We start from the raw sequence: 19,484 nt of genomic DNA, 5'->3' as shown, positions 1-19,484 counted from the left end.
ACAATCCTCATGCAAAAAAAACAGCCAGTATTGATTCTGTGCACTCTGGCCCTCCTGATGCTGTTCAGCATCAAACTGGCTGGCCAGCAAACCACTGGCAAAACCTCATTTTGGGAACCCGACTCCCAGTACAATCCCAAAAGGATACGACTGGCAGGATATACCACAGGTGCGGGATTCGCCTCCGTTTACACTGGCTTGGCCTTGGCATGGTATGGAAACGACACCCTTTCGTCATTCCGATGGTTCGATGACCGAGGTGAATGGCTTCAGCTGGACAAGGTAGGCCACATCTATGGCGCTTATCAGGAAAGCCGACTCGTGATGGAGATGCTGAAATGGGCAGGCGCCAGTCGAAAAACGGTCTTGCTGTATGGTGGGCTTGCGGGCTTTGTGTTTCAGAGCCCAATTGAACTGTTTGATGGCTTCTCACCTAAGTATGGAGCCTCCTGGTCTGATTTGGCTGCCAATGCAGCAGGTAGCGGTCTGGCGGTGTTGAATGAAGCACTGTGGAAGGAACAACGACTCACGCTTAAATTCAGCTTCAGCCCTTCGCCCTGGGCAAGCCAGAACCCAAAACTGTTGGGCCGTGGCGTAGAGCAACTTATCAAAGATTACAATGGGCAGACGTATTGGCTCTGCCTTTCGGTACATCCCTTTCTGCCTGAGGGCAAAGCCAAAAAGGTACTTCCACCCTGGCTGGGCATTGCAATTGGATATGGCGGAGAGGGTATGATTGGCCGATATGGTATCGACCCCGACGATGTGATTCGCGCCCGAGAGAAACGACAATTCTATCTCTCCCTTGACATTGACCTGAGCCGAATCCGTACAAGGTCACACTTCCTAAAAACCATTCTCAGTGCAGCCAATTGCCTCAGGGTACCATTGCCAGCACTGGAGTTTGGGCCAAATGGTACGCGGTTTCACCCTATTTTCTACTGATGCGGTTCCTTCACCTGTGGCATAGCCTTCTCGATTTCCTTTTCCCAAGATACTGTCCTGGGTGCCAGGCAACCCTAGCAGGAGCAGAAAAAGAAATCTGCATTCACTGCCAGATGCATTTACCTAGAACAGGTTTGTCGACAATGCTGTGGCAGAATCAGATTACCCGCAACCTTAAACAGCAATACTCATTTGAGGGGGCAGCCGCCCTGATGTGGTTTGAAGAAAAAGGGCTAAGTCAACGCCTGCTTCACCAAATGAAGTACCGCAATGCACCACAACTGGCTTTTCGCCTGGGCCAGATGTTTGGAGAAGAGCTGTCGCAGAGCAAGGTTTTTGACGCCCCCATACTGCTGGTACCAATTCCGCTACACAGGCGCAAACTGAACCACCGGGGCTATAATCAGGCACAGCTTATCGCTGAAGGCATTGCGGCAACCCTGCCACAGGCAACTGTATGGGACGGATTACAGCGTATCCGGCACACAGAATCACAGACGGGCAAAAGCCGCGAAGCGCGTACACGCAACATGGAAAATGTGTTTGCCGCAGTGCACAACACGCCAAGTTCAAGTGGCGCGGTCTGGCTGGTGGATGACGTAATTACCACGGGAGCCACTCTAGCTGCCGGTGCACAGGCACTGCACAAGGGGGGATATACGGTTACCGGCGCGCTGGGACTTGCGGCGGTCCTTCCTGACCAGCACTCTGAAAAGGTGGAAATGTCCGCTCCAGCAGCCCTAGAAATGCAATAGTAGCCGCCACCAACGCAACTTTCAGGAGCAGGTCGCCCCATTGGAAGCCAAAGCCCGTATTGAGATTCCACGCTGCCCAGAAAGACAGCAGCACCAGAAAGGTATATGCGCCAATGCGCAGCATCCGATAAGGCACAGGGTAGTATTTCTGGCCGAAAACATAACTGGCGATTGCCATGCTGCCATAGCAGGCTAAATGCGACCAAGCCGCCGCCCAGAATCCGTAGCGCGGAATCAGTAGTACGTTAACCGCAATGGTAATAACCGTACCCAAAAGACTGAACAGAAAGCCAAACCTCAGTTGCTCTGTTATCTTATACCATATCGACAGATTGGTAAACGCTGCAAGTTGAATGTTCGCCATCAACACTATAGGCACTATGCCGACACCCAGCCAGTAATCTGGTGGCAATAGTGTCCGCTGGCTGAAAGGCAAGGGCAAGGAAACGATTTCGCGTGCAAACGCAGCGATGAGCAGAAAAGTGATCAAGCAAGCAACCATGAAGTAATGGAATACCTTGGCAAAGGTTTCCGGCGCCTTCCTGTCTGATGCCTGTCGAAAGAAAAACGGTTCTGCCGCATAGCGAAACGCCTGTGCTGCGAGCGTGATGAACATGCCCAGTTTATAACAGGCATTGTAAATGCCGTTCATTTCCAGACCACTGCGTGCTTTCCCGGCATACACCTTACCTGCAGGCCAGAGGTCCGGCAGCAGGTTTTTGTCAATCATCTCGTTCAACTGGCCGCTGAAGCCCGTGATCATCATCACAAAGCCATAGGTAAGCATGGGATACAGCGATTGCTTTTCGGCGTTCAGATGCGGGGGCGCATTGTCCCACAGCGCCATCAGCAGCTTGACAGCCGAGGCAATGAGATTAGCGACAAACACCCAGACAATCCCCAGCTTGAACACAAAGAGAAACAGAATGTTGAGCGATACAAACAGCACCACATTGGTGATGTTGATGATGGCAAACCGCTTAGGCATCTCTCGAAACCGCAGTCGAGCCATCGGTACCGCGGCCAACACATCCAGCACAGTAATGCCAATAAGCAGCAACATCAGGTCGGTACGCTTTGGGTAGTCCAGCCAGACGGCCAGATTTGGCGCCATACCCATAGCCAGCACAGCAAATGCTGCCGTCAGGACACCAACACTGACGAACGAATTGACATAAGATTGATTGCTGTCGCCAGTCTTCTCGGCAAACCGAAAAAAACTGGTCTCCATGCCAAAAGTCAGCACAATGAGTGGGTAGCTGACCCACGCATACAGGTCTGAGAAAATACCGTAATCAGCCGTGCTGAAGTAATGTGCAAACGGAATGGTCAGCAACCAGCTGACCATCCTTGCAACAATGGAACTGAGACCGTAAATCAGCGTCTGCCCTGCCAGTTTCCGAACCGCCATGCTAATGTGGAGCTTCCACGAAAAAGTTCTGACTGGGAGGGGTCATTTCCCCTCGCAGACTGACCCCTAACTCCCGCCGAACGGTTTCGGCATTATCCGGGTACTTCCCTATCAGGTACATCAGCTTGGTGATTGCCGCTTCAGGGGTCATGTCCATACCAGAAATCACACCCATGTCATCCAAACGAGCACTCGTTTCATAACGCCCCTGCTCTACCCCACCGGCGGGACATTGCGAGACATTGACAATGACTAACCCGTTTTTGATGCGCGTACTCAAAAGCGACATCAGCCAGCGGAACTCCGGCAGATTCCCAGTGCCGAAACTTTCCATCACTACCCCCTTTAACGAGGGCGTTTCCAGCATACGTTTCAGCAGATCTTTCGGCAGGCCTGGGTAGTATTTGATGAGGGCAATATTGGAGTCGACCGTCAGCTGAACTCTCAACTTGCCATTCTTTTTGGGGTATGGCAGCCAGTTGTCGGTAAAATACTGCATATGCACCCCAGCCTCGGCTAATGGGGGATAATTGGGCGACACAAACGCGTGAAACTTCTCGCTGGAATATTTCAGCGTGCGATTGCCCCGAAGCAGACGGGAATCGAAACAAATGCACACCTCCGGCACCCTGAACTCGGGGTCTGAGGCAATTTCCAGAGAGGTGACCAGATTCTCCCGGGCATCCGTCCTGACGCGGTCCAGTGGCAGTTGGGCCCCGGTCAGAATCACCGGCTTGCGAAGTCCCTCAAGCAAAAAACTCAGCATACTGGCCGTGTAGGCCATGGTGTCGGTGCCATGCAGAATGACGAAAGCATCATAGCGCTCGTAGTTATCAGCGACGATTCGCGCCAGCAGCACCCATATCTCCGGCAAAATATTGGAACTGTCAATCGGGCTCTGGAACGAATAATAGTCCAGCTCAACTGGCATACGGCCGATTTCAGGCACAAGCCTGTGCAGGTTATCCAGCTCAACTGGCCTTAGCGAGCCAGTTTTAGGATTTGTGGCCATACCTATGGTGCCACCGGTATACACTACCAGAATACGCTTCACGCCGCTGACTCCAGCTTTTTCGTCCAGGAGGTTTGCAAATCTAACGGCGACACGCCGTAAATGCGAACTTTGCGGCATGGCAAATGCCTATTTGCTCAATTGGGGCGATGACGTGCCCACGCTTTCCGAATGGGTGCGCAAGCTGGCACCCCAGAAACCCCTACTTGCATTTCAGGAGATATTGGGCCTGCGGCTCTGTGGCATGATGCGCCTGCCCGAAGGCCCAGTTGAGGCCGTCGACACATTGCTGGACCTTCAGGTTGCTGACCACCCAGAGTTTTTTCCGCTGCTCGCCGACGAGGCCGATACCCGCTATGGCTACTGGTTGGAAGAACCCCGCCAGAGTCCCGGCTTCGTAGTAGAGCAACTGCCTACTTCACCTGGCAAATACAGAACTGTCGCCCGCAACCTGTTTGAATTGCTGCGCCTTCGGCTTGAAGAGCGCGTTGATTTTCTGGGGAATACCGAAGCGCTTGCGGGTTTCCGCGAAAAATTGCTGCTCTTCGCTACTGAGCAGCGCTATGAAATCGGAGGAGAATACCTCGAACTGTACCAGCAGCGAGCCGAGTCGGTACGGATGCGGCTGTGTAACGCAGAAAGTCCAGAGGGCATGGGTCTGATGCTTCAACTCGGCTCTTTCCGGCAGGAAGCCGTGGAAAAGCCCCTCGTTCATTTATCCAACCAAGACCTTGCCGTCTTTGTTAAAACGGCCCTATCGGAGGACCAACCTGGCACTGCCCTTTGGATGCTGAAGCAGCGTTGGGCACATTTCATATCGTCGCCTGAAGGGCGTGAACTCATCATGGCCAGTTACGATGCAAAGGGCAGACAACTGCTGGCCGAGCGCGTACCGCTTATTGCGGATCTGAAATAGGCTTGGGCTTTGGCAGACCAATGATCTGCCAGTAGCGGTCTTCGTTTACCCCCACTACGATGGCTTGCAGAAAGTTCTCATATGTCATGTGGTTGCGCCAAGACACCAGCATGGTGCCGTCTGCACGCGACTTCTCGACTCGATAGAACTGATCGGCAAAGGGCTGGTCGCAGTAGATCTTGAAGCGCAGATTCAGCGTCCGCGACTTCTCGTCCAGCGTCATGATGTAGCTCTGGAGGTAAAAGTTGTCTGAACCCGTAACCACCTTCAGCCGCTCTGAAATCACCTGATTCAGAGAATCGCGGTTGGTGCGGATAGGAATATTTTCGATTCCCAGCAGGAAATAGCCGTCGTACTGATAAGGCTTGATGTCGTTGTAGAAATATACATCGTTGCGCTCCGACAACTTTCGCAACGCCGTGCGCATGTTTTTCACGTCAGTAAACCGGATGCGCGACCAAGGCAGCTTCACCTTGTCGTCCTTGAAAACGGCCATCAAGGCAGGATCGAACCGGTAACTGAATGAGCCAATGGTCACGTAGTTGCACACCAGGTTCACCCGCAAAGTCTTCACCAGCTCGCGATTGCGGTAAATCTTTAAGGAATAGTGCCACTCGCAGTAGTCATTGAACATCAGCGGGAAATCCCAAGCCTGTTGCATCGACTTCAGCACCTCGGTGCTCTTGATCACGAATGTGCCCAGCTCCTTCTGCAGGGGCACCAGGCGGTAGTTATGCAGCGATACACCGACGATTTCCCACGTTGCCCCGTCGTCCAGATTCAGATCCGCCAGGAGCTTTTCGGCACGTGCCTGGGTCGCAGAAACCATCAGGCCGAAGGCCAGTATGCTGAGTCGTAACCACTTCATACTCCAAAGGTATCCACACCCATGGAGTTACCCGCTGGCAAGTTCTCCGCAGCAACTTCAGATTTCGCCACTTAGCGTGTGCACAACCTCAGGCTGGCTCCGAGTCGTCCTCCAGGGCTTCCGCTTCATTCAGCAGCACACGGTTGGCAATGGCTTTCCCGGTAGGGGTAGCGGCCAAACCTCCAAGTGCAGTTTCCTTGTACTTGGTTTCCATGCTCTGCCCCACTTCGCCCATGGCGTCCACTACTTCATCCACCGGAATGATGCTGCTGTCGCCTGCCAATGCTATCTGCGCTGACGTGAAGGCCAGCACGGCCCCACTGGCATTCCGCTTCACACAAGGCACCTCTACCAGTCCGGCGATGGGGTCACAGATCAGGCCCAGCATGTTCATCACCGTAATGGCTACCGAGTCGAAAATCTGCTCCAGCGTGCCACCCAGACAATATACGATGGCTCCTGCGCCCATGGCCGCAGCTGTACCTGTTTCCGCCTGACAGCCCCCCACAGCACCTGATATCCCTGCCCGCCGCTCAATGATGAGCGCAATGCCTGCCGCTACCAGCATGCCCTCATAAATTTTCTCGTTAGGCAGACTGTGAACATCCTGAAGATGCCGCAGCACACCAGGCATAATGCCACTGGCACCGGCGGTAGGCGCTGCCACAATGCGCCCCATGCAGGAGTTGACCTCTTTGGCGGCCAGCGTTCGGTATATCAGTTGCTGAAATCCTGGTCCCAGCACCGAAATCTTACAGTCTCGGACTTTCTTGGCCCCGTTATTAATCATGCCGCTTAGGCTGGTCATATCGCGGTCCAACCCCGTCTCAATGGCATCGCACATCACGGCGTAAGCCTGTGCTATGCCACCCCACACTTCCTGTTCGGTGCGGCCTTTCTGCTCCATTTCATATTGCAGCACTGGTTTCCACACTGGTTCGTTGTGGGCCTGGAGATAATCGGACCACTCCTTGAAGCTGTCGAACAAAACGGGGGTTGTCATGCGGCGGACGTATTGAAAAATCTGAACGTGCCGGTCGGCACGTACGTTACTAATACAACGACAAAACTATGCGGGTACTGCTTTGGGTTGCATCAGTATGGGGCTTGTTTGTTAACAGCCGCTGCTCAGCGCAACAGTCCACCTTCTCTACAACACCTCCAATGGAAGATAACCAGCAGCTTACGGAAGACCAGTGGCAGGAAAAACTCTCCGCAGACCAATATCGTGTACTTCGCCAGAAAGGCACTGAGCGGGCATTCACTGGCGCGTATTGGAACAACCACGACAAAGGCACTTACCTGTGCGCTGGATGCGGGTTGCCGCTTTTCCGATCTGATACAAAGTTTGATTCTGGCACCGGCTGGCCCAGTTTCTTTGACGCTTTGCCTGGCGCTGTTGAAATCGAGCGCGATTTCTCCTACGGCATGGTACGCGAAGAGGTTCATTGCGCCCGCTGCAAAGGGCACCTCGGTCATGTATTCGACGATGGACCAGCCCCTACAGGCAAACGCTATTGTATGAACAGTATCTCGCTGAGCCTGAAGAAAGAGTAGCTCAGGGCTTCAGCCATAATTCACGCGACATGATCTGGTGGGGTATTCCCACCTCAATGAACCTGCGGCCTTCCGGAGTGTAGTTCAGCCGGTTATAGAAAGGGATTGCAGTCTCGCGTGCATGCAAAGTCATGCGCCTATATCCCTTTGACTGTGCCAACTCTTCCGCTTTCTGCATCAAGGCTTTGCCAATACCCTTTCCTTGAAGGCCGTCGTCTACTGCTACCTGACGGGCGCGAATGATGGCGCCATCCACCGGCGTAAGAATCAGACATCCTGCCATTGTGCCATCCAGCCAAGCCGCCATATGATAGTCATTGCATTCGGCTTGGAGGTCCTCCTCCTTGAACGTCAGCCCTAATGGCTCACGTAATATTCTGTAGCGCAGCGCCACTGCCTGACGGTACTCGTCAGAGCCATGCTCAATCAGTCTTACGGTAAGTCCAGTCAACATATATCCCCAGGAGGCTTATACCGTAAGATAGGTAAAAGCACATTTCAGCCGAGGGCTTTTTCGACCTCGCCAATCAACTGCGCTTTATCCCAAGGCTTTCGGATAAATACGCGCAGGTTGCCATACTTTCGTGCACGCTCTACCGACTCTTCGTCGGCATGCCCACTCAGCATAATGAGCGCCGTTTCTGGCATCTTGTTGTAAACGTCTATCAGAAACTGATCGCCCTTCTCCAAAGGCATCAGCCAATCGGAAATAACTACTTTGAACTCATATCCGTCATCTACCATTTCGTTGATGACGTCCCAGGCCTCTTCGCTGTTTTCTGCCGTCTCGTATACAAAGCGGCTCCCGAAGTGATTGCGCAACTGGTTGATGAGGCTGTCAAGTACCAGCTTCTCGTCGTCCACACACAGGATAACAGGCTTTTTCATTGTGATAGCGATAAAGAAGTGGAATACAATCAGGCGCCTTCCAGCAGCATTTTTACCTCACCCATCAGTTCATCCTTGTCCCAAGGCTTGGCAATGAACTTATGCAGCTTGGCTTCTACGCGTGCACGCTCTACAGACTCCTGATCGGCTTGGCCTGAGAGCATAATCAAGTGCACGTCGGGGAAACGTTTGTGCACCCGAATCATAAACTCGTCGCCCCGGACACGGGGCATCAGCCAGTCACAGATGATCAGATCTACCGTCTGCCCGTCAGCATAAAGCTCATCAATAAACTCCCAGGCTTCCTCGGCGCCCGTGAACCCTTCGTAGACGTACTTATTGCCGAAGGCATTGTTCAATTGACCGATGAGGCTGGTGAGAACTACCTTCTCATCGTCCACACACATGATGATTTTTTTGGGCATATCCGGGGAGTGTCAGGTACTGGGTAAAGTGCACCCATCAGTGGGTGTAAAACTACACAACATCCCCTATGTCGCGCGACACGTAAAAGGGGTAGGATTTTTCGCCTAACCCTCTGCTACGCAATTCACGCGGGAACGTAAGTTTGTGCCGTGAAATACCTGATCGCCTGTCTTGGCAATATCGGCGCCGAGTATGTAGAAACCCGGCACAACATTGGCTTCATGGTAGCAGACCAGCTGGCTGGAAACTCCTTCTCAGCCGAAAAACTAGCAGGAGTGGCAGAGGTGGCACACCGTGGTCGAAAGCTTATCATCCTGAAGCCCACTACCTACATGAATCTGTCGGGCAAAGCCATCGCCTTTCATCTCCAGGCCCACAGGATTCCTGTAAGCAACCTCTTGGTAGTCACTGACGACATTGCATTGCCTTTTGGTACGCTGCGACTGCGCCCCAAAGGATCTGATGGCGGGCACAATGGCCTGAAGAACATTCAGGAACTACTCAAAACCACTGACTATGCGCGCTTACGCATCGGCGTCGGCGACAACTTTGCCAAGGGCCGTCAGGTCGACTATGTACTTGGCAAATTCTCGGCTCAGGAGCTGAAAGACATGCCCTTTGTGCTGGATGCTGCCGTAGAGGCAGTTCAGACCTTTGCTTTTGCCGGCATTCAGGAGGCTATGAATCGTTTTAACAAAAACGTATTGGCCCTTCCAGGTGCCTGAATCTTCCACAGGGCGTTATACTCTTACCTTACACTCACATTCTCCTTCATTCCTCCCCTACCATGCAGAACGCCAGAATCCTTTGGGCCGATGATGAAATAGGGCATCTCAAGTCACACATCCTGTTTCTCGAACAGAAGGGCTTTCAGGTGACCCCCGTTACCAATGGCGAGGACGCAGTGGATGCGGTGCAGAACGACGATTTCGACATAGTGTTTCTGGACGAGAACATGCCCGGAATCAGCGGCCTGGAGGCATTGGGCCGCATTAAAGCCTTGGCCCCTGCATTGCCGGTAGTCATGATTACCAAAAGCGAAGCCGAGCATGTAATGGAGGATGCCATCGGGAGCCAGATTGACGACTATCTTATCAAGCCGGTAAATCCCAACCAGATTCTCCTCTCCTGCAAGAAACTACTCGAAGGCCGCCGTCTCTACGCGCAGAAAGTGAATCAGGGTTATCAGCAGGACTTCCGCAACATCGGAATGGACCTGCTCGAAATAGACTCTTACGAAGAATGGGTAGAGGTGTATAAACGTTTGGTCTACTGGGAAATGCAGCTGGAGCACAGTGAAGACCAGAGCATGGCCGAGGTATTGGCAGCACAGAAGACCGAAGCCAATGTCAACTTCGCGAAGTTCGTCCAGAAGAACTACGTCAACTGGATTGCCAAGCCTGTGAGCCAGCGCATGGTGATGAGCCCTGAGGTGTTGCCCGAAAAAGTGTTCCCGCAACTGAAGCCCGGCAAGGAGTCGCTGCTGTTTGTACTGGTCGATTGCCTTCGTTACGACCAGTGGAAGGAAATCGAGCCAGTTCTTTCTCAATACTTTACCGTAGAGAAAGAGGAAACCTATCTCTCGATTCTTCCAACCGCGACGCAGTACGCTCGCAATGCTATGTTCAGTGGGCTCTGGCCAGTTGAAATCGCAGATCGCTTCCCCAAACATTGGGTGTTTGATGAAGAGGAAGGTGGTAAAAACCAGCATGAGGCCGATTTTCTGCAGGAACTCGTGCTTCGTAAGCGGCTTAACATCAAGCACTCCTACACCAAAGTCATTTCCAACGATGATGGAAAGGCCCTGGTGGAAAATGCCCTTAACCTTCTGAACAACGACCTGAACGTCATCGTCGTCAATTTCATTGATCTGATGACACACGCGCGGTCTGAAATGTCGCTGGTGAAGGAACTGGCGCCAGACGAAGCTGCATTCCGGTCGCTCTCCCGCTCTTGGGTTGAGCACAGCACACTACTCGCTACGCTACGCAAACTGAAAGACAGAAACATTCGCATCATACTTACTACCGACCACGGGTCAATAGCGGTTAATCGTCCCATCCGCATCATCGGCGACCGGAACACCACCACCAACCTGCGCTACAAGCACGGCCGCAACCTCAACTATGACGAAGGTGATCGCCAGGTTTTCACTGTCAAGCGGCCTAAAGACATAAAGTTGCCATCCTCTTCGGTATCAGGCTCATACGCCTTCACCATGGAGGATGCATTCTTCGTGTATCCCAACAATTACAACTATTACGCCTCCCACTTCAAGGGAACATTCCAGCATGGTGGTGTCAGCCTTGAAGAAATGATTGTGCCGATTGTAACGCTGGTACCGAAGCAGTAATGAAGCCCTATCTGCTTGAGCGTGAGTTTACTTTGGACCAGACCTCTGAGGTCGCCAGCGAGTTGCTGGCCCTTGTCCAAGGCCAACCCTACTGCGTGATGGCATTGATTGGCAACCTTGGTGCAGGCAAAACAACTCTGGTGCAGGCACTGGCACATGCATTGGCTATTCCGGATACGATCAGCAGCCCCACCTTTGCGCTGGTCAACCGCTACACAAGCCCAAGAGGCATCGCACTCTCTCACTATGACCTCTACCGGCTGGAATCAGAAAGCCAACTGTTGGAGATTGGGCTACCCGAAATGCTGGATGCACCCGGCTGGCATTTGGTAGAGTGGCCCCAGATTGCAGAATCAATCCTGCCCGATAAGACCCTCCGGGTTGAATTATCCTATGGCCACAGCCCCAACAGCCGCTACATAAAAGTTTCTCCCTACTTTTGATAGCTAAAGCGGCTACCAATCGTTCAGCTGCGCCATTGCCCGTATGGAAGAATCGCTGCAACACGCACGCGAATTGCTGAAGAAAGGCTTCGACCCTGCCTTTCTGACGGCAACTCAGGAAAAGCCCATGAAAGTGGGAGAACAGAACGTCATTCTGCGAATTGGCGTCCCCAAGGAGGTAAGCAACTACGAACGTCGAGTGGCTCTTACGCCAGGATCGGTCAGAGCCCTTACTGCCTCTGGACACGAGGTGTTTGTAGAGCATGACGCTGGAGCAGCTGCTCAGTTCACCGACAAAGAGTACACCGACGCAGGCGCGTTTATCGCCTACACGCCAGCAGAAATCTTCAACCGCGCCGACATTGTCGTGAAAATTGCGCCGCTGAATGCCGCTGAGGTGGAATGGGTCAAACCGCGACAGACGCTTATCTCCGCAGTGCATATGGGCGCCCTTCGCCCTGATTATCTGAAGGCCCTCATGCAGAAAAATGTCACGGCCATTGGCTTTGAGTTTCTGCAGGCCCCTGATGGCAGCCTACCCATCATGCGGTTGATGAGTGAGATTGCGGGCATCAGCAGCATTCACATCGCATCTCGTCTCCTCAGCATAGATGGCGGAGGCAAAGGCATGCTGTTGGGAGGAGTTACAGGTGTTCCACCTGCCAATGTCACCATCATCGGGGCTGGAACTGTCGGCTTCCACGCAGCTAAAACTGCCCTGGCACTGGGAGCCCACGTACGGGTCATCGACGAGGAGGTCTACAAGCTCAAGCGCCTGGAAGAAATACTGGGCATCAAAATCTACACCGCTGTCAGCCAGCCTCACTTTGTAGCCGAAGCTGTAGAAACTTCAGACGTTGTGATTGGCGCAGCTCATAAAGCTGGTCACCGCGCACCCTGCGTGGTAACCGAAGAAATGGTAGCGACCATGCGCGACGGCTCCATCATTGTTGATGTTGCCATCGATCAGGGTGGGTGCATTGAAACCAGCCACCTGACCACATTGGACCAACCGACATACGAGATCCACGGTGTAACGCATTACTGCGTTCCCAACATTGCCAGTGGTGTTGCACGTACTGCCAGCCAGAGCATCAGCAGCATCCTGGGCCCCCTGCTTACACGTATCGGTGAAGCAGGGGGTGTCAAGAATCTGATGGCCGTAAACCGCAACTTCAAAAAAGGTATTTACCTCTATCACAGGCATATTACCCAGCGGTCCATTGCCAGCATGTTCAACATGGACTTCATGGATATCGATCTTTTGTACGCTGCCCAGCTCTGAGCCATGTCCATCCAGATTCAGAAACTTGTCAAACGATATGGCACCCAGACGGCCGTAGACCACCTTACCTTCGAAGCCACGCCAGGCGAAATAGTAGGCTTTCTGGGCCCTAATGGCGCTGGCAAATCCAGTACGATGAAAATACTGTGCGGCTTCCTGCCAGCAGACGCGGGGACCGTATCAGTCGCCGGTGTCAATGTACTTACCAACGCCTTGGAAGCCAAACGTCATATTGGTTATCTGCCCGAGCACAATCCGCTCTACCTAGACCTTTATGTGCGTGAATATCTGCGCTTTGCGGGTCAATTGCGTGGCCTGGCAGGCAACACTCTTGACAGGGCCGTGGCAGATGCCATAGACCGGGTAGGATTGGGCCCGGAAGCACACAAGAAACTAGGCAGCCTCAGCAAAGGGTATCGCCAGAGAGCTGGGATTGCACAGGCCCTGCTGCACAACCCCAGCGTGTTGGTACTGGACGAGCCCACCAGTGGTCTGGACCCAAATCAGGTAGTGGAAATCCGCAACCTCATACGCGAGCTCGGCAGCGACAAAACGCTCCTCTTTTCCTCGCACATCATGCAGGAAGTACAGGCGGTTGCCGACAAAGTTGTAATCATTAACAAGGGCAAGCTGGTACTGGAATCTACCCTTGCCAATCTGCAGCAGGAACTGGGAGCATCAGTGCTTCTCTGCGAGTTTGAAAAACCAGGTTTCGACTTCACGCCCATTCAGGAGAAACTCGGTATCACTCAGGTAGAATCGGTTGCTCCTCGCATGTTTCGTATCACTGTACCTGCGGGCGTCGACATCCGCAAAGGTCTGTTTGAGGCTGCCGTGCAACAGGACAATGCGCTTTTGCAAACCGAGCGTCAACAGGCCAACCTCGAGTCTGTCTTCCGGCAGCTCACAAATCCTGAGTAGAAAAAGGCCTGAGAGAGACTCAGGCCTTTTTCTTTAACATAAACTTCGCGGGCTGCGTTGCTTCCTTCGCGTGAGGGAACAGCGTCATAAGATCATCCTCAACTGTCCGGGCAAGATGCACCGTATCGCGGACAAACTTGCGGAAATCCAGCGCGTCGTGTTGATCGGAAATCTCGTAGTGCCCGTAAACACACATCTGGCTGTCAAGCTCCATATGGGCCTGAAGCAGACTGGGGTCAGTTTTGGCGAACAGCGTCTTGCCATCCACGTTGTAAAGCAGAAAGCCAGTATATTCCTGATCATAGGCATCTATAGCCGCCAAAGTCTCAGGCTTCAGCGCTGTCATCAGACTTTCGGCTGTTGGTTCTGCCGACATCATGCTGAAATAGTACTTCTCTCCAACCTTTGCCCAATTGGCAACCTCTTTGTTGTCATGCTTTAAAAGGTAGTTGCGCGAGATCTGGGTCGAGAAGTGAAAATCCACTTCCAAAGGCACATTCAGCCGTACCCGCATCCGGATTTTCTCGTCGTGGTGTATGTCAAACACTACCCACCGCGATTCCAATTCTCCTGAGGCAAATGTCTTCTTGCCTACTGTATCAAACGACAGTTCGAACGGCCGCATGTACTCCAGCAGCCTGCGTGAAGACGTGTTCTGAGCGGTATTCAGGTACCACACTGCGCCGAACACTATAACAAACAGAACAGCGCCGACGACGGTCACAAGCAGCAGCGAACTCATAAGATATCACAGAGGGAAAATGGCACAACAAAAACAGGGTTACGGCGAAGAAGCAAAATAGCACATACCGTGCCATTTCAGTTTTACTCAGCAAAATAAAGATGCAGGTGTGTCTTGCAGCCAGGGTTAAACAGACTCTTGCAGGATGGACAGGCATTTTCTGCTGCCAGATACTGTGCCTGCGTCAACTGGTGGCCACAAACCCCACACAGGACACAGGGCTCACTGGCCCTGTGTGGGGGCCATAGCAGTGCCGGATGGTTGGCCAAGGCATCGTGGCATTCACGACAGGCATAGTAGGTATCGCAGCAATGAAATCGGATTGCAATGACATCTTCAGCCTTATGGTAGTGCTCACAGCGGGTCTGCGCATCTACCTTGACACCCTTGACCAGAAGCCCAAACAGGATTCGCTCATTCATTGTCATCGTCTGCGAAGATTGCCTGTAAAGTTCGCAATCAGTCAATTCCCCCTATCTTTGGCGCCCAATGGGGCGTCTGGCAACGATTGCCCCTTTCATCCTGTACTGCTCATTACATGGAAACTTTTGATCTCATCGTGATAGGTGGTGGCCCCGGTGGCTACGTAGCAGCAATTCGTGCCTCGCAGTTGGGGCTGAAAACCGCTGTAGTAGAGCGTGAAGCGCTCGGTGGCATTTGCCTCAACTGGGGCTGCATTCCCACCAAGGCGCTCCTGAAGTCTGCCGAGGTCTTTGAATATCTTCAGCATGCTTCTGATTATGGCATAAATGCTGGAAATTTCTCTTCCGATTTTTCTGCCATCGTGAAGCGCAGCCGGGGCGTAGCAGAAGGCATGAGTAAGGGCGTTCAGTTTCTGTTCAAAAAGAATAAGATTGAAGCCATCTACGGCAATGCTAAACTCACCCGCGACAAGCAGGTAGAAGTAACCAAGGCCGACGGCACGAAAGCCATGCTTTCCGCCCGCCACATCATCGTGGCCACAGGTGGTCGCAGCCGCGAACTGCCCGGCATGGAAATCGATGGCCAGAAAATCATCGGCTACCGCCAGGCGCTCGTGTTGCCCCAGCAACCCAAGAAAATGATAGTCATGGGCTCTGGTGCCATTGGTACCGAGTTCGCCTACTTCTACAACGCGATTGGCACCCACGTCACCATCGTCGAGTATCTGGAAAACATCCTGCCTCTCGAAGACGAAGAAGTGAGCAAGACGCTCTTCCGTCTGTACAAGAAGAAAGGCATGGACATTCTCACCAACTCCAAAGTGGTGGCGGTTGATAAAAGTGGCGCTGGCGTGAAGGTAACCGTGGAAGGCCCAGAAGGCTCTCAGGTACTGGAAGCCGACGTTCTCCTCTCCGCTGTAGGCGTAGTGGCCAACATCGAAGGCGTTGGCCTTGAAGATCTGGGTGTACGGACCGATCGCGGCAAAATTGTCGTTGACGAGTTCTACCGTACCAACGTGCCCGGTGTATACGCCATCGGCGATTGCGTACCTGGCCCGGCCCTTGCACACAAGGCAAGTGCAGAAGGCATCATCTGCGCCGAAGCCATCGCCGCCACCGAGAAGGGTGGACATATGCCCCATGCATTGGACTATGGCAATATCCCCAGCTGTACCTATGCACAGCCCGAAGTGGCCAGCGTAGGCCTTACCGAGCAGAAAGCGCGCGAGATGGGCTACGAAATCAAGGTGGGCAAATTCCCCTTCAGTGCATCCGGGAAAGCAAGCGCCGCCGGGAAGAAAGATGGCTTCGTGAAGGTGATCTTCGATGCCAAGTACGGTGAGTTCCTTGGTGCACACATGCTTGGCGCCAACGTTACCGAGATGATTGCCGAAGTAGTGGCAGCCCGCAAGCTCGAAACCACTGGCCACGAAATCATTAAGACGGTGCACCCGCACCCCACCATGTCAGAAGCTGTGATGGAAGCTGCCGCCGCTGCATACGGCGAGGTAATCCACATTTAACACGCTTTGACTAAATCGCAATGGCAGGAAGGCAGCCCACATGCTGCTTTCCTGCTATTTTTGTCTTTCCAGCTTTCTGTTCACTCTATATGAAAGTTCACTTCATTGCAATTGGCGGCAGTGTCATGCACAACCTGGCGTTGTCGCTGGCCGCCGAGGGAAATGAAGTCACGGGTTCTGACGACGCCATTCACGAACCCTCGCGCAGCAGGCTTGAAAAGGCCGGGCTGCTGCCCCAGGCTATGGGCTGGTTTCCTGACCGCCTTCATGCCGGCCTGGACGCCGTAATCCTTGGCATGCACGCCAAACAGGACAATCCCGAACTGAAGCGCGCACAGGAACTGGGGCTGAAGGTTTACTCCTTTCCCGAGTTCGTGTACGAGCATTCCCGCAACAAACAGCGGATTGTCATCTCGGGCAGTCACGGCAAGACCACCATTACCAGCATGATTCTGCACGTGCTGAAGGGGCTTGGCCATGACTTCGACTACCTCGTGGGGGCCCAGTTGGAAGGTTTCCCCTACATGGTCAGGCTGTCAAAAACAGCGCCTATCATCGTAATCGAAGGCGACGAATACGCCACTTCTCCACTGGATCTGCGGCCCAAGTTTCTGATTTACCAGCCGCATATCGTTGTCATGTCAGGTATTGCCTGGGATCACGTCAACGTCTTCCCTACCGAGTCTGAATATGTGGCCTGCTTTGAGCAGTTGGTGAAGGCCTTGCCTAAAGCCGGAGGCATTGTGTTCAATACGGAAGACGAGCGCGTTGCCGATATTGTCACCCGGTACACAGACGAAGAACTGCACTACCGTTACGGCTATCGCACACCGTCGTACCACGTAAAGCCAACCACGCGCCAAGCCAAGCTGAAAGCAAGGCTGGGACTACCTCGCAAACGAACAGGCGACGGTCCTATGGTGATAAAACTGGAAGGCCAGACGGGGGAGGTTCAGGTATATGGGGCACACAACATGGCCAACATCGCCGCAGCCCACGAAATCTGCACGCGCTTTCTGGCGGTCACCACAGAAGAGTTTCTGCAACAGATAGCCACTTTTGCAGGTGCCCATCTACGGCTTGAACAGGTGTTTGAGGACGATCACCTGACCATCATCCGCGATTTCGCGCACAGCCCCAGCAAGGTAAAAGCCACCGTGCAGGCTGTTGATGAACGCTACAAGGGCGACAACATCATCCATTGCCTGGAGCTGCACACCTTCAGCAGCCTCAATCCCGACTTCATCAGCCAGTACAAAGGCACGCTGAAGAAGCAGGAAAATAAGATTGTGATGGTCAGTAGCGAGGCATTGGCGCGCAAAGGCATGGGGCAGATTACCCAAGACGATATCCGTGCTGCTTTTGCCGACCCTGCCATTATCGTAGCGCACAGCCGCGAGGACCTCATCCGGGAAATAACTGCCCGTTTGAAGCCCAATCATCGCAACGTCATTCTCCTCATGTCCAGCGGAAACATGGACAATCTGGAATACTCACAACTCGTAACAAACAAAGCCTAACCCTTCGCGCTCTCACATGCACACGATGAAAGAATTGATAGAAGGGTTTCGCTACCAACTGACCCAAGGTCTTGAGATTGGCAACAACCTTCCCTCTATCGAAAGGCCCACACCTTACCAGAATGTATTGGTAGTAGGCCTTGGTGGTAGCGCATTTGGAGCAGAAATCGTCAAAAACGTAATCGGCTCCATTCTTCCTGTGCCTTTCTCTATTTCACGCGGCTATCGGGTACCCGAATGGGTTGGCCCCAATACGCTGGTTATTGCCTGTAGCTATTCAGGGAACACAGAAGAGACACTCGATTCTGCCGAAGATGCCCGCAAACGGGGCGCAGAGGTAGTATCCATTGCCTCGGGGGGTAAACTGATTGAGTGGGCGCAGGCCAATGGATTCAAGTATCTGGCCATTCCCGCTGGCAATCCACCACGGGCCTCAGTTGGCTACTCCATAATCATCCAGATACTCATTCTGGCAAAGGCAGGTCTCATTAGAAACTGGGACTTCCAGAAAGACATTCAGGAAGCCATTGAGGTCATATCTGAGTTTTCTGACTTCGGCCTGGCGGAAACCGCAGCCAAAAAACTGCACAACCACGCTGGCATCATTTACTGTTCCGATACAATTGAATCTGTTGCTATTCGTCTGCGGCAACAAATCAATGAAAATGCCAAGCAACTGTGCTGGCACCACGTGGTTCCTGAAATGAACCACAACGAACTGGTAGGCTGGGTGAAGCCTGAATTCCTGCTGGAGCGCTCATGCGTTGTGATCCTCCGCTCCAGCTACGAACACCCCCGAGTGGCGCTGCGTTTCGAAATCAACAAAACCATCATCGCCAACAAGGCAGCCGAGATGGTGGAGATCTACCCGAAAGGCGAGTCACTGCTGGCGCAGCTTTTCTACCACATCACTTTTGCCGACTGGTTGTCACTCTACCTCGCTGAATTCAATGGCGTAGATGCCATGCCCGTGCAGGTTATTGACTATCTGAAAAACGAACTTGCGGCCAAACCCCGTTAACATACCATGCTGAGCGCACTGATTGAAACCGAAAAAGGCACGATGACCGTGCATTTCTACGAAGCGGACGCCCCCAATACCGTACAGAACTTCGTTGACCTTTCCCGCAAAGGCTTTTACGATGGCCTGACATTCCATCGCGTTATCGACAACTTCGTCATTCAGGGTGGCTGTCCCGAAGGCACCGGCCGTGGCGGCCCAGGTTACCGCATCAAGTGCGAACTGAACGGCGGCAACCAGTACCATGACCGTGGCGTGCTTTCCATGGCACATGCTGGCCGCGACACAGGTGGCTCGCAGTTCTTCATCTGTCACAGCCGCCAGAACACAGCCCACCTTGACCGCAACCACACCTGCTTCGGCAAGGTAGTAGAAGGCGTAGAGGTAATTGACAAAATCCGCCAGGGTGACAAAATTCTGAAGGTTACCATTCAGGAATCCTAAGGCTTTGCCCGTTTGTTGGCGTTTAACTGACA

General features: G+C 53.1%; 22 protein-coding genes. 13 read left to right on the top strand and 9 right to left on the bottom strand.

Features of this window, described 5'->3' with window-relative positions; genetic code table 11:
• Positions 1-9 precede the first annotated feature (9 nt).
• On the top strand, positions 10-945 hold the full coding sequence (locus AC2D8O_RS07830) for a DUF2279 domain-containing protein (protein ID WP_484678242.1): 936 nt from the start codon (positions 10-12) through the stop codon (positions 943-945).
• Complete coding sequence (locus AC2D8O_RS07825; RefSeq protein ID WP_484678241.1) at positions 945-1,700, top strand: ComF family protein; 756 nt, start codon at positions 945-947, stop codon at positions 1,698-1,700. The genes AC2D8O_RS07830 and AC2D8O_RS07825 overlap by 1 nt, the downstream gene beginning before the upstream one ends.
• Here AC2D8O_RS07825 and AC2D8O_RS07820 read toward each other — a convergent pair.
• Together AC2D8O_RS07820 and AC2D8O_RS07815 are read right to left on the bottom strand one after the other, a co-directional pair.
• Positions 1,609-3,111: an oligosaccharide flippase family protein gene (locus AC2D8O_RS07820; protein ID WP_484678240.1), complete on the bottom strand. Its 1,503-nt coding sequence runs from the start codon at positions 3,109-3,111 to the stop codon at positions 1,609-1,611. The two genes, AC2D8O_RS07825 and AC2D8O_RS07820, sit on opposite strands and share 92 nt — an antisense overlap.
• A 1-nt stretch (position 3,112) precedes the next feature.
• Positions 3,113-4,165 (bottom strand): asparaginase, encoded by a 1,053-nt coding sequence (locus AC2D8O_RS07815; RefSeq protein WP_484678239.1) that lies wholly within the window; start codon positions 4,163-4,165, stop codon positions 3,113-3,115.
• Between the two features lie 76 nt (positions 4,166-4,241).
• Between AC2D8O_RS07815 and AC2D8O_RS07810 the strand changes: the two genes are divergently transcribed.
• Positions 4,242-5,039 carry an ADP-ribosylation family protein gene (locus AC2D8O_RS07810; RefSeq protein WP_484678238.1) on the top strand — a complete coding sequence of 266 codons (798 nt, stop codon included), beginning with the start codon at positions 4,242-4,244 and terminating at the stop codon, positions 5,037-5,039.
• On the opposite strand, the gene AC2D8O_RS07805 is transcribed toward AC2D8O_RS07810, so the two are convergent.
• Together AC2D8O_RS07805 and sdaAA are read right to left on the bottom strand one after the other, a co-directional pair.
• Positions 5,020-5,907: a hypothetical protein gene (locus AC2D8O_RS07805; protein WP_484678237.1), complete on the bottom strand. Its 888-nt coding sequence runs from the start codon at positions 5,905-5,907 to the stop codon at positions 5,020-5,022. The two genes, AC2D8O_RS07810 and AC2D8O_RS07805, sit on opposite strands and share 20 nt — an antisense overlap.
• Before the next feature lie 88 nt (positions 5,908-5,995).
• A complete protein-coding gene (gene sdaAA, locus AC2D8O_RS07800; protein ID WP_484678236.1) occupies positions 5,996-6,910 on the bottom strand; it encodes an L-serine ammonia-lyase, iron-sulfur-dependent, subunit alpha in 915 nt (304 codons plus the stop codon).
• Positions 6,911-7,071: 161 nt separating this feature from the next.
• Between sdaAA and msrB the strand changes: the two genes are divergently transcribed.
• Positions 7,072-7,464, top strand: coding sequence for a peptide-methionine (R)-S-oxide reductase MsrB (gene msrB, locus AC2D8O_RS07795; protein ID WP_484678235.1), 393 nt, complete (start codon positions 7,072-7,074; stop codon positions 7,462-7,464).
• Between the two features lies 1 nt (position 7,465).
• Here the strand turns inward: msrB and AC2D8O_RS07790 are convergent, their stop codons facing one another.
• The 3 genes from AC2D8O_RS07790 to AC2D8O_RS07780 are packed head-to-tail and all read right to left on the bottom strand — an operon-like array spanning position 7,466 to position 8,777.
• The gene (locus tag AC2D8O_RS07790) at positions 7,466-7,918 is read right to left on the bottom strand and encodes a GNAT family N-acetyltransferase (RefSeq protein ID WP_484678234.1); all 453 of its coding nucleotides are present in this window, start codon (positions 7,916-7,918) and stop codon (positions 7,466-7,468) included.
• Positions 7,919-7,962: 44 nt separating this feature from the next.
• Complete coding sequence (locus AC2D8O_RS07785; RefSeq protein WP_484678233.1) at positions 7,963-8,352, bottom strand: response regulator; 390 nt, start codon at positions 8,350-8,352, stop codon at positions 7,963-7,965.
• Between the two features lie 29 nt (positions 8,353-8,381).
• Positions 8,382-8,777: a response regulator gene (locus AC2D8O_RS07780; RefSeq protein ID WP_484678232.1), complete on the bottom strand. Its 396-nt coding sequence runs from the start codon at positions 8,775-8,777 to the stop codon at positions 8,382-8,384.
• A 150-nt stretch (positions 8,778-8,927) separates the two neighbouring features.
• Here AC2D8O_RS07780 and pth point away from each other — a divergent pair, with 150 nt between their 5' ends.
• The 5 genes from pth (at position 8,928) to AC2D8O_RS07755 (ending at position 13,780) form a co-directional block, all read left to right on the top strand.
• On the top strand, positions 8,928-9,503 hold the full coding sequence (gene pth, locus AC2D8O_RS07775) for an aminoacyl-tRNA hydrolase (protein ID WP_484678231.1): 576 nt from the start codon (positions 8,928-8,930) through the stop codon (positions 9,501-9,503).
• 62 nt (positions 9,504-9,565) lie between these two features.
• Positions 9,566-11,131: a T9SS response regulator signal transducer PorX gene (gene porX, locus AC2D8O_RS07770; RefSeq protein ID WP_484678230.1), complete on the top strand. Its 1,566-nt coding sequence runs from the start codon at positions 9,566-9,568 to the stop codon at positions 11,129-11,131.
• Entirely contained in the window at positions 11,131-11,574 is a 444-nt protein-coding gene (gene tsaE / locus AC2D8O_RS07765; RefSeq protein ID WP_484678229.1) for a tRNA (adenosine(37)-N6)-threonylcarbamoyltransferase complex ATPase subunit type 1 TsaE, read from the top strand. The genes porX and tsaE overlap by 1 nt, the downstream gene beginning before the upstream one ends.
• 43 nt (positions 11,575-11,617) lie before the next feature.
• Positions 11,618-12,859, top strand: a complete 1,242-nt coding sequence (locus AC2D8O_RS07760) for an alanine dehydrogenase (protein WP_484678228.1) — start codon at positions 11,618-11,620, stop codon at positions 12,857-12,859.
• Between the two features lie 3 nt (positions 12,860-12,862).
• Positions 12,863-13,780: an ATP-binding cassette domain-containing protein gene (locus AC2D8O_RS07755; protein WP_484678227.1), complete on the top strand. Its 918-nt coding sequence runs from the start codon at positions 12,863-12,865 to the stop codon at positions 13,778-13,780.
• 19 nt (positions 13,781-13,799) lie between these two features.
• On the opposite strand, the gene AC2D8O_RS07750 is transcribed toward AC2D8O_RS07755, so the two are convergent.
• A complete protein-coding gene (locus AC2D8O_RS07750; RefSeq protein WP_484678226.1) occupies positions 13,800-14,522 on the bottom strand; it encodes a hypothetical protein in 723 nt (240 codons plus the stop codon).
• 83 nt (positions 14,523-14,605) lie between these two features.
• Positions 14,606-14,944 (bottom strand): CHY zinc finger protein, encoded by a 339-nt coding sequence (locus tag AC2D8O_RS07745; RefSeq protein WP_484678225.1) that lies wholly within the window; start codon positions 14,942-14,944, stop codon positions 14,606-14,608.
• 116 nt (positions 14,945-15,060) lie between these two features.
• On the opposite strand from AC2D8O_RS07745, the gene lpdA reads away from it, so the two are divergent.
• The 4 genes from lpdA to AC2D8O_RS07725 all read left to right on the top strand — a co-directional run bounded on the left by lpdA (position 15,061) and on the right by AC2D8O_RS07725 (position 19,452).
• Positions 15,061-16,467 carry a dihydrolipoyl dehydrogenase gene (gene lpdA / locus AC2D8O_RS07740; RefSeq protein WP_484678224.1) on the top strand — a complete coding sequence of 469 codons (1,407 nt, stop codon included), beginning with the start codon at positions 15,061-15,063 and terminating at the stop codon, positions 16,465-16,467.
• 89 nt (positions 16,468-16,556) lie between these two features.
• A complete protein-coding gene (locus AC2D8O_RS07735; RefSeq protein WP_484678223.1) occupies positions 16,557-17,987 on the top strand; it encodes a UDP-N-acetylmuramate--L-alanine ligase in 1,431 nt (476 codons plus the stop codon).
• A gap of 16 nt (positions 17,988-18,003) precedes the next feature.
• Positions 18,004-19,008 carry a bifunctional phosphoglucose/phosphomannose isomerase gene (locus AC2D8O_RS07730; protein WP_484678222.1) on the top strand — a complete coding sequence of 335 codons (1,005 nt, stop codon included), beginning with the start codon at positions 18,004-18,006 and terminating at the stop codon, positions 19,006-19,008.
• Positions 19,009-19,014: 6 nt separating this feature from the next.
• A complete protein-coding gene (locus AC2D8O_RS07725; protein WP_484678221.1) occupies positions 19,015-19,452 on the top strand; it encodes a peptidylprolyl isomerase in 438 nt (145 codons plus the stop codon).
• Positions 19,453-19,484 lie beyond the last annotated feature (32 nt).

It is taken from the genome of Pontibacter sp. T17 (genome assembly GCF_057219875.1).
Note: the sequence above shows the minus strand (reverse complement) of the source record. Positions and strands in the feature narration are given on the sequence as shown.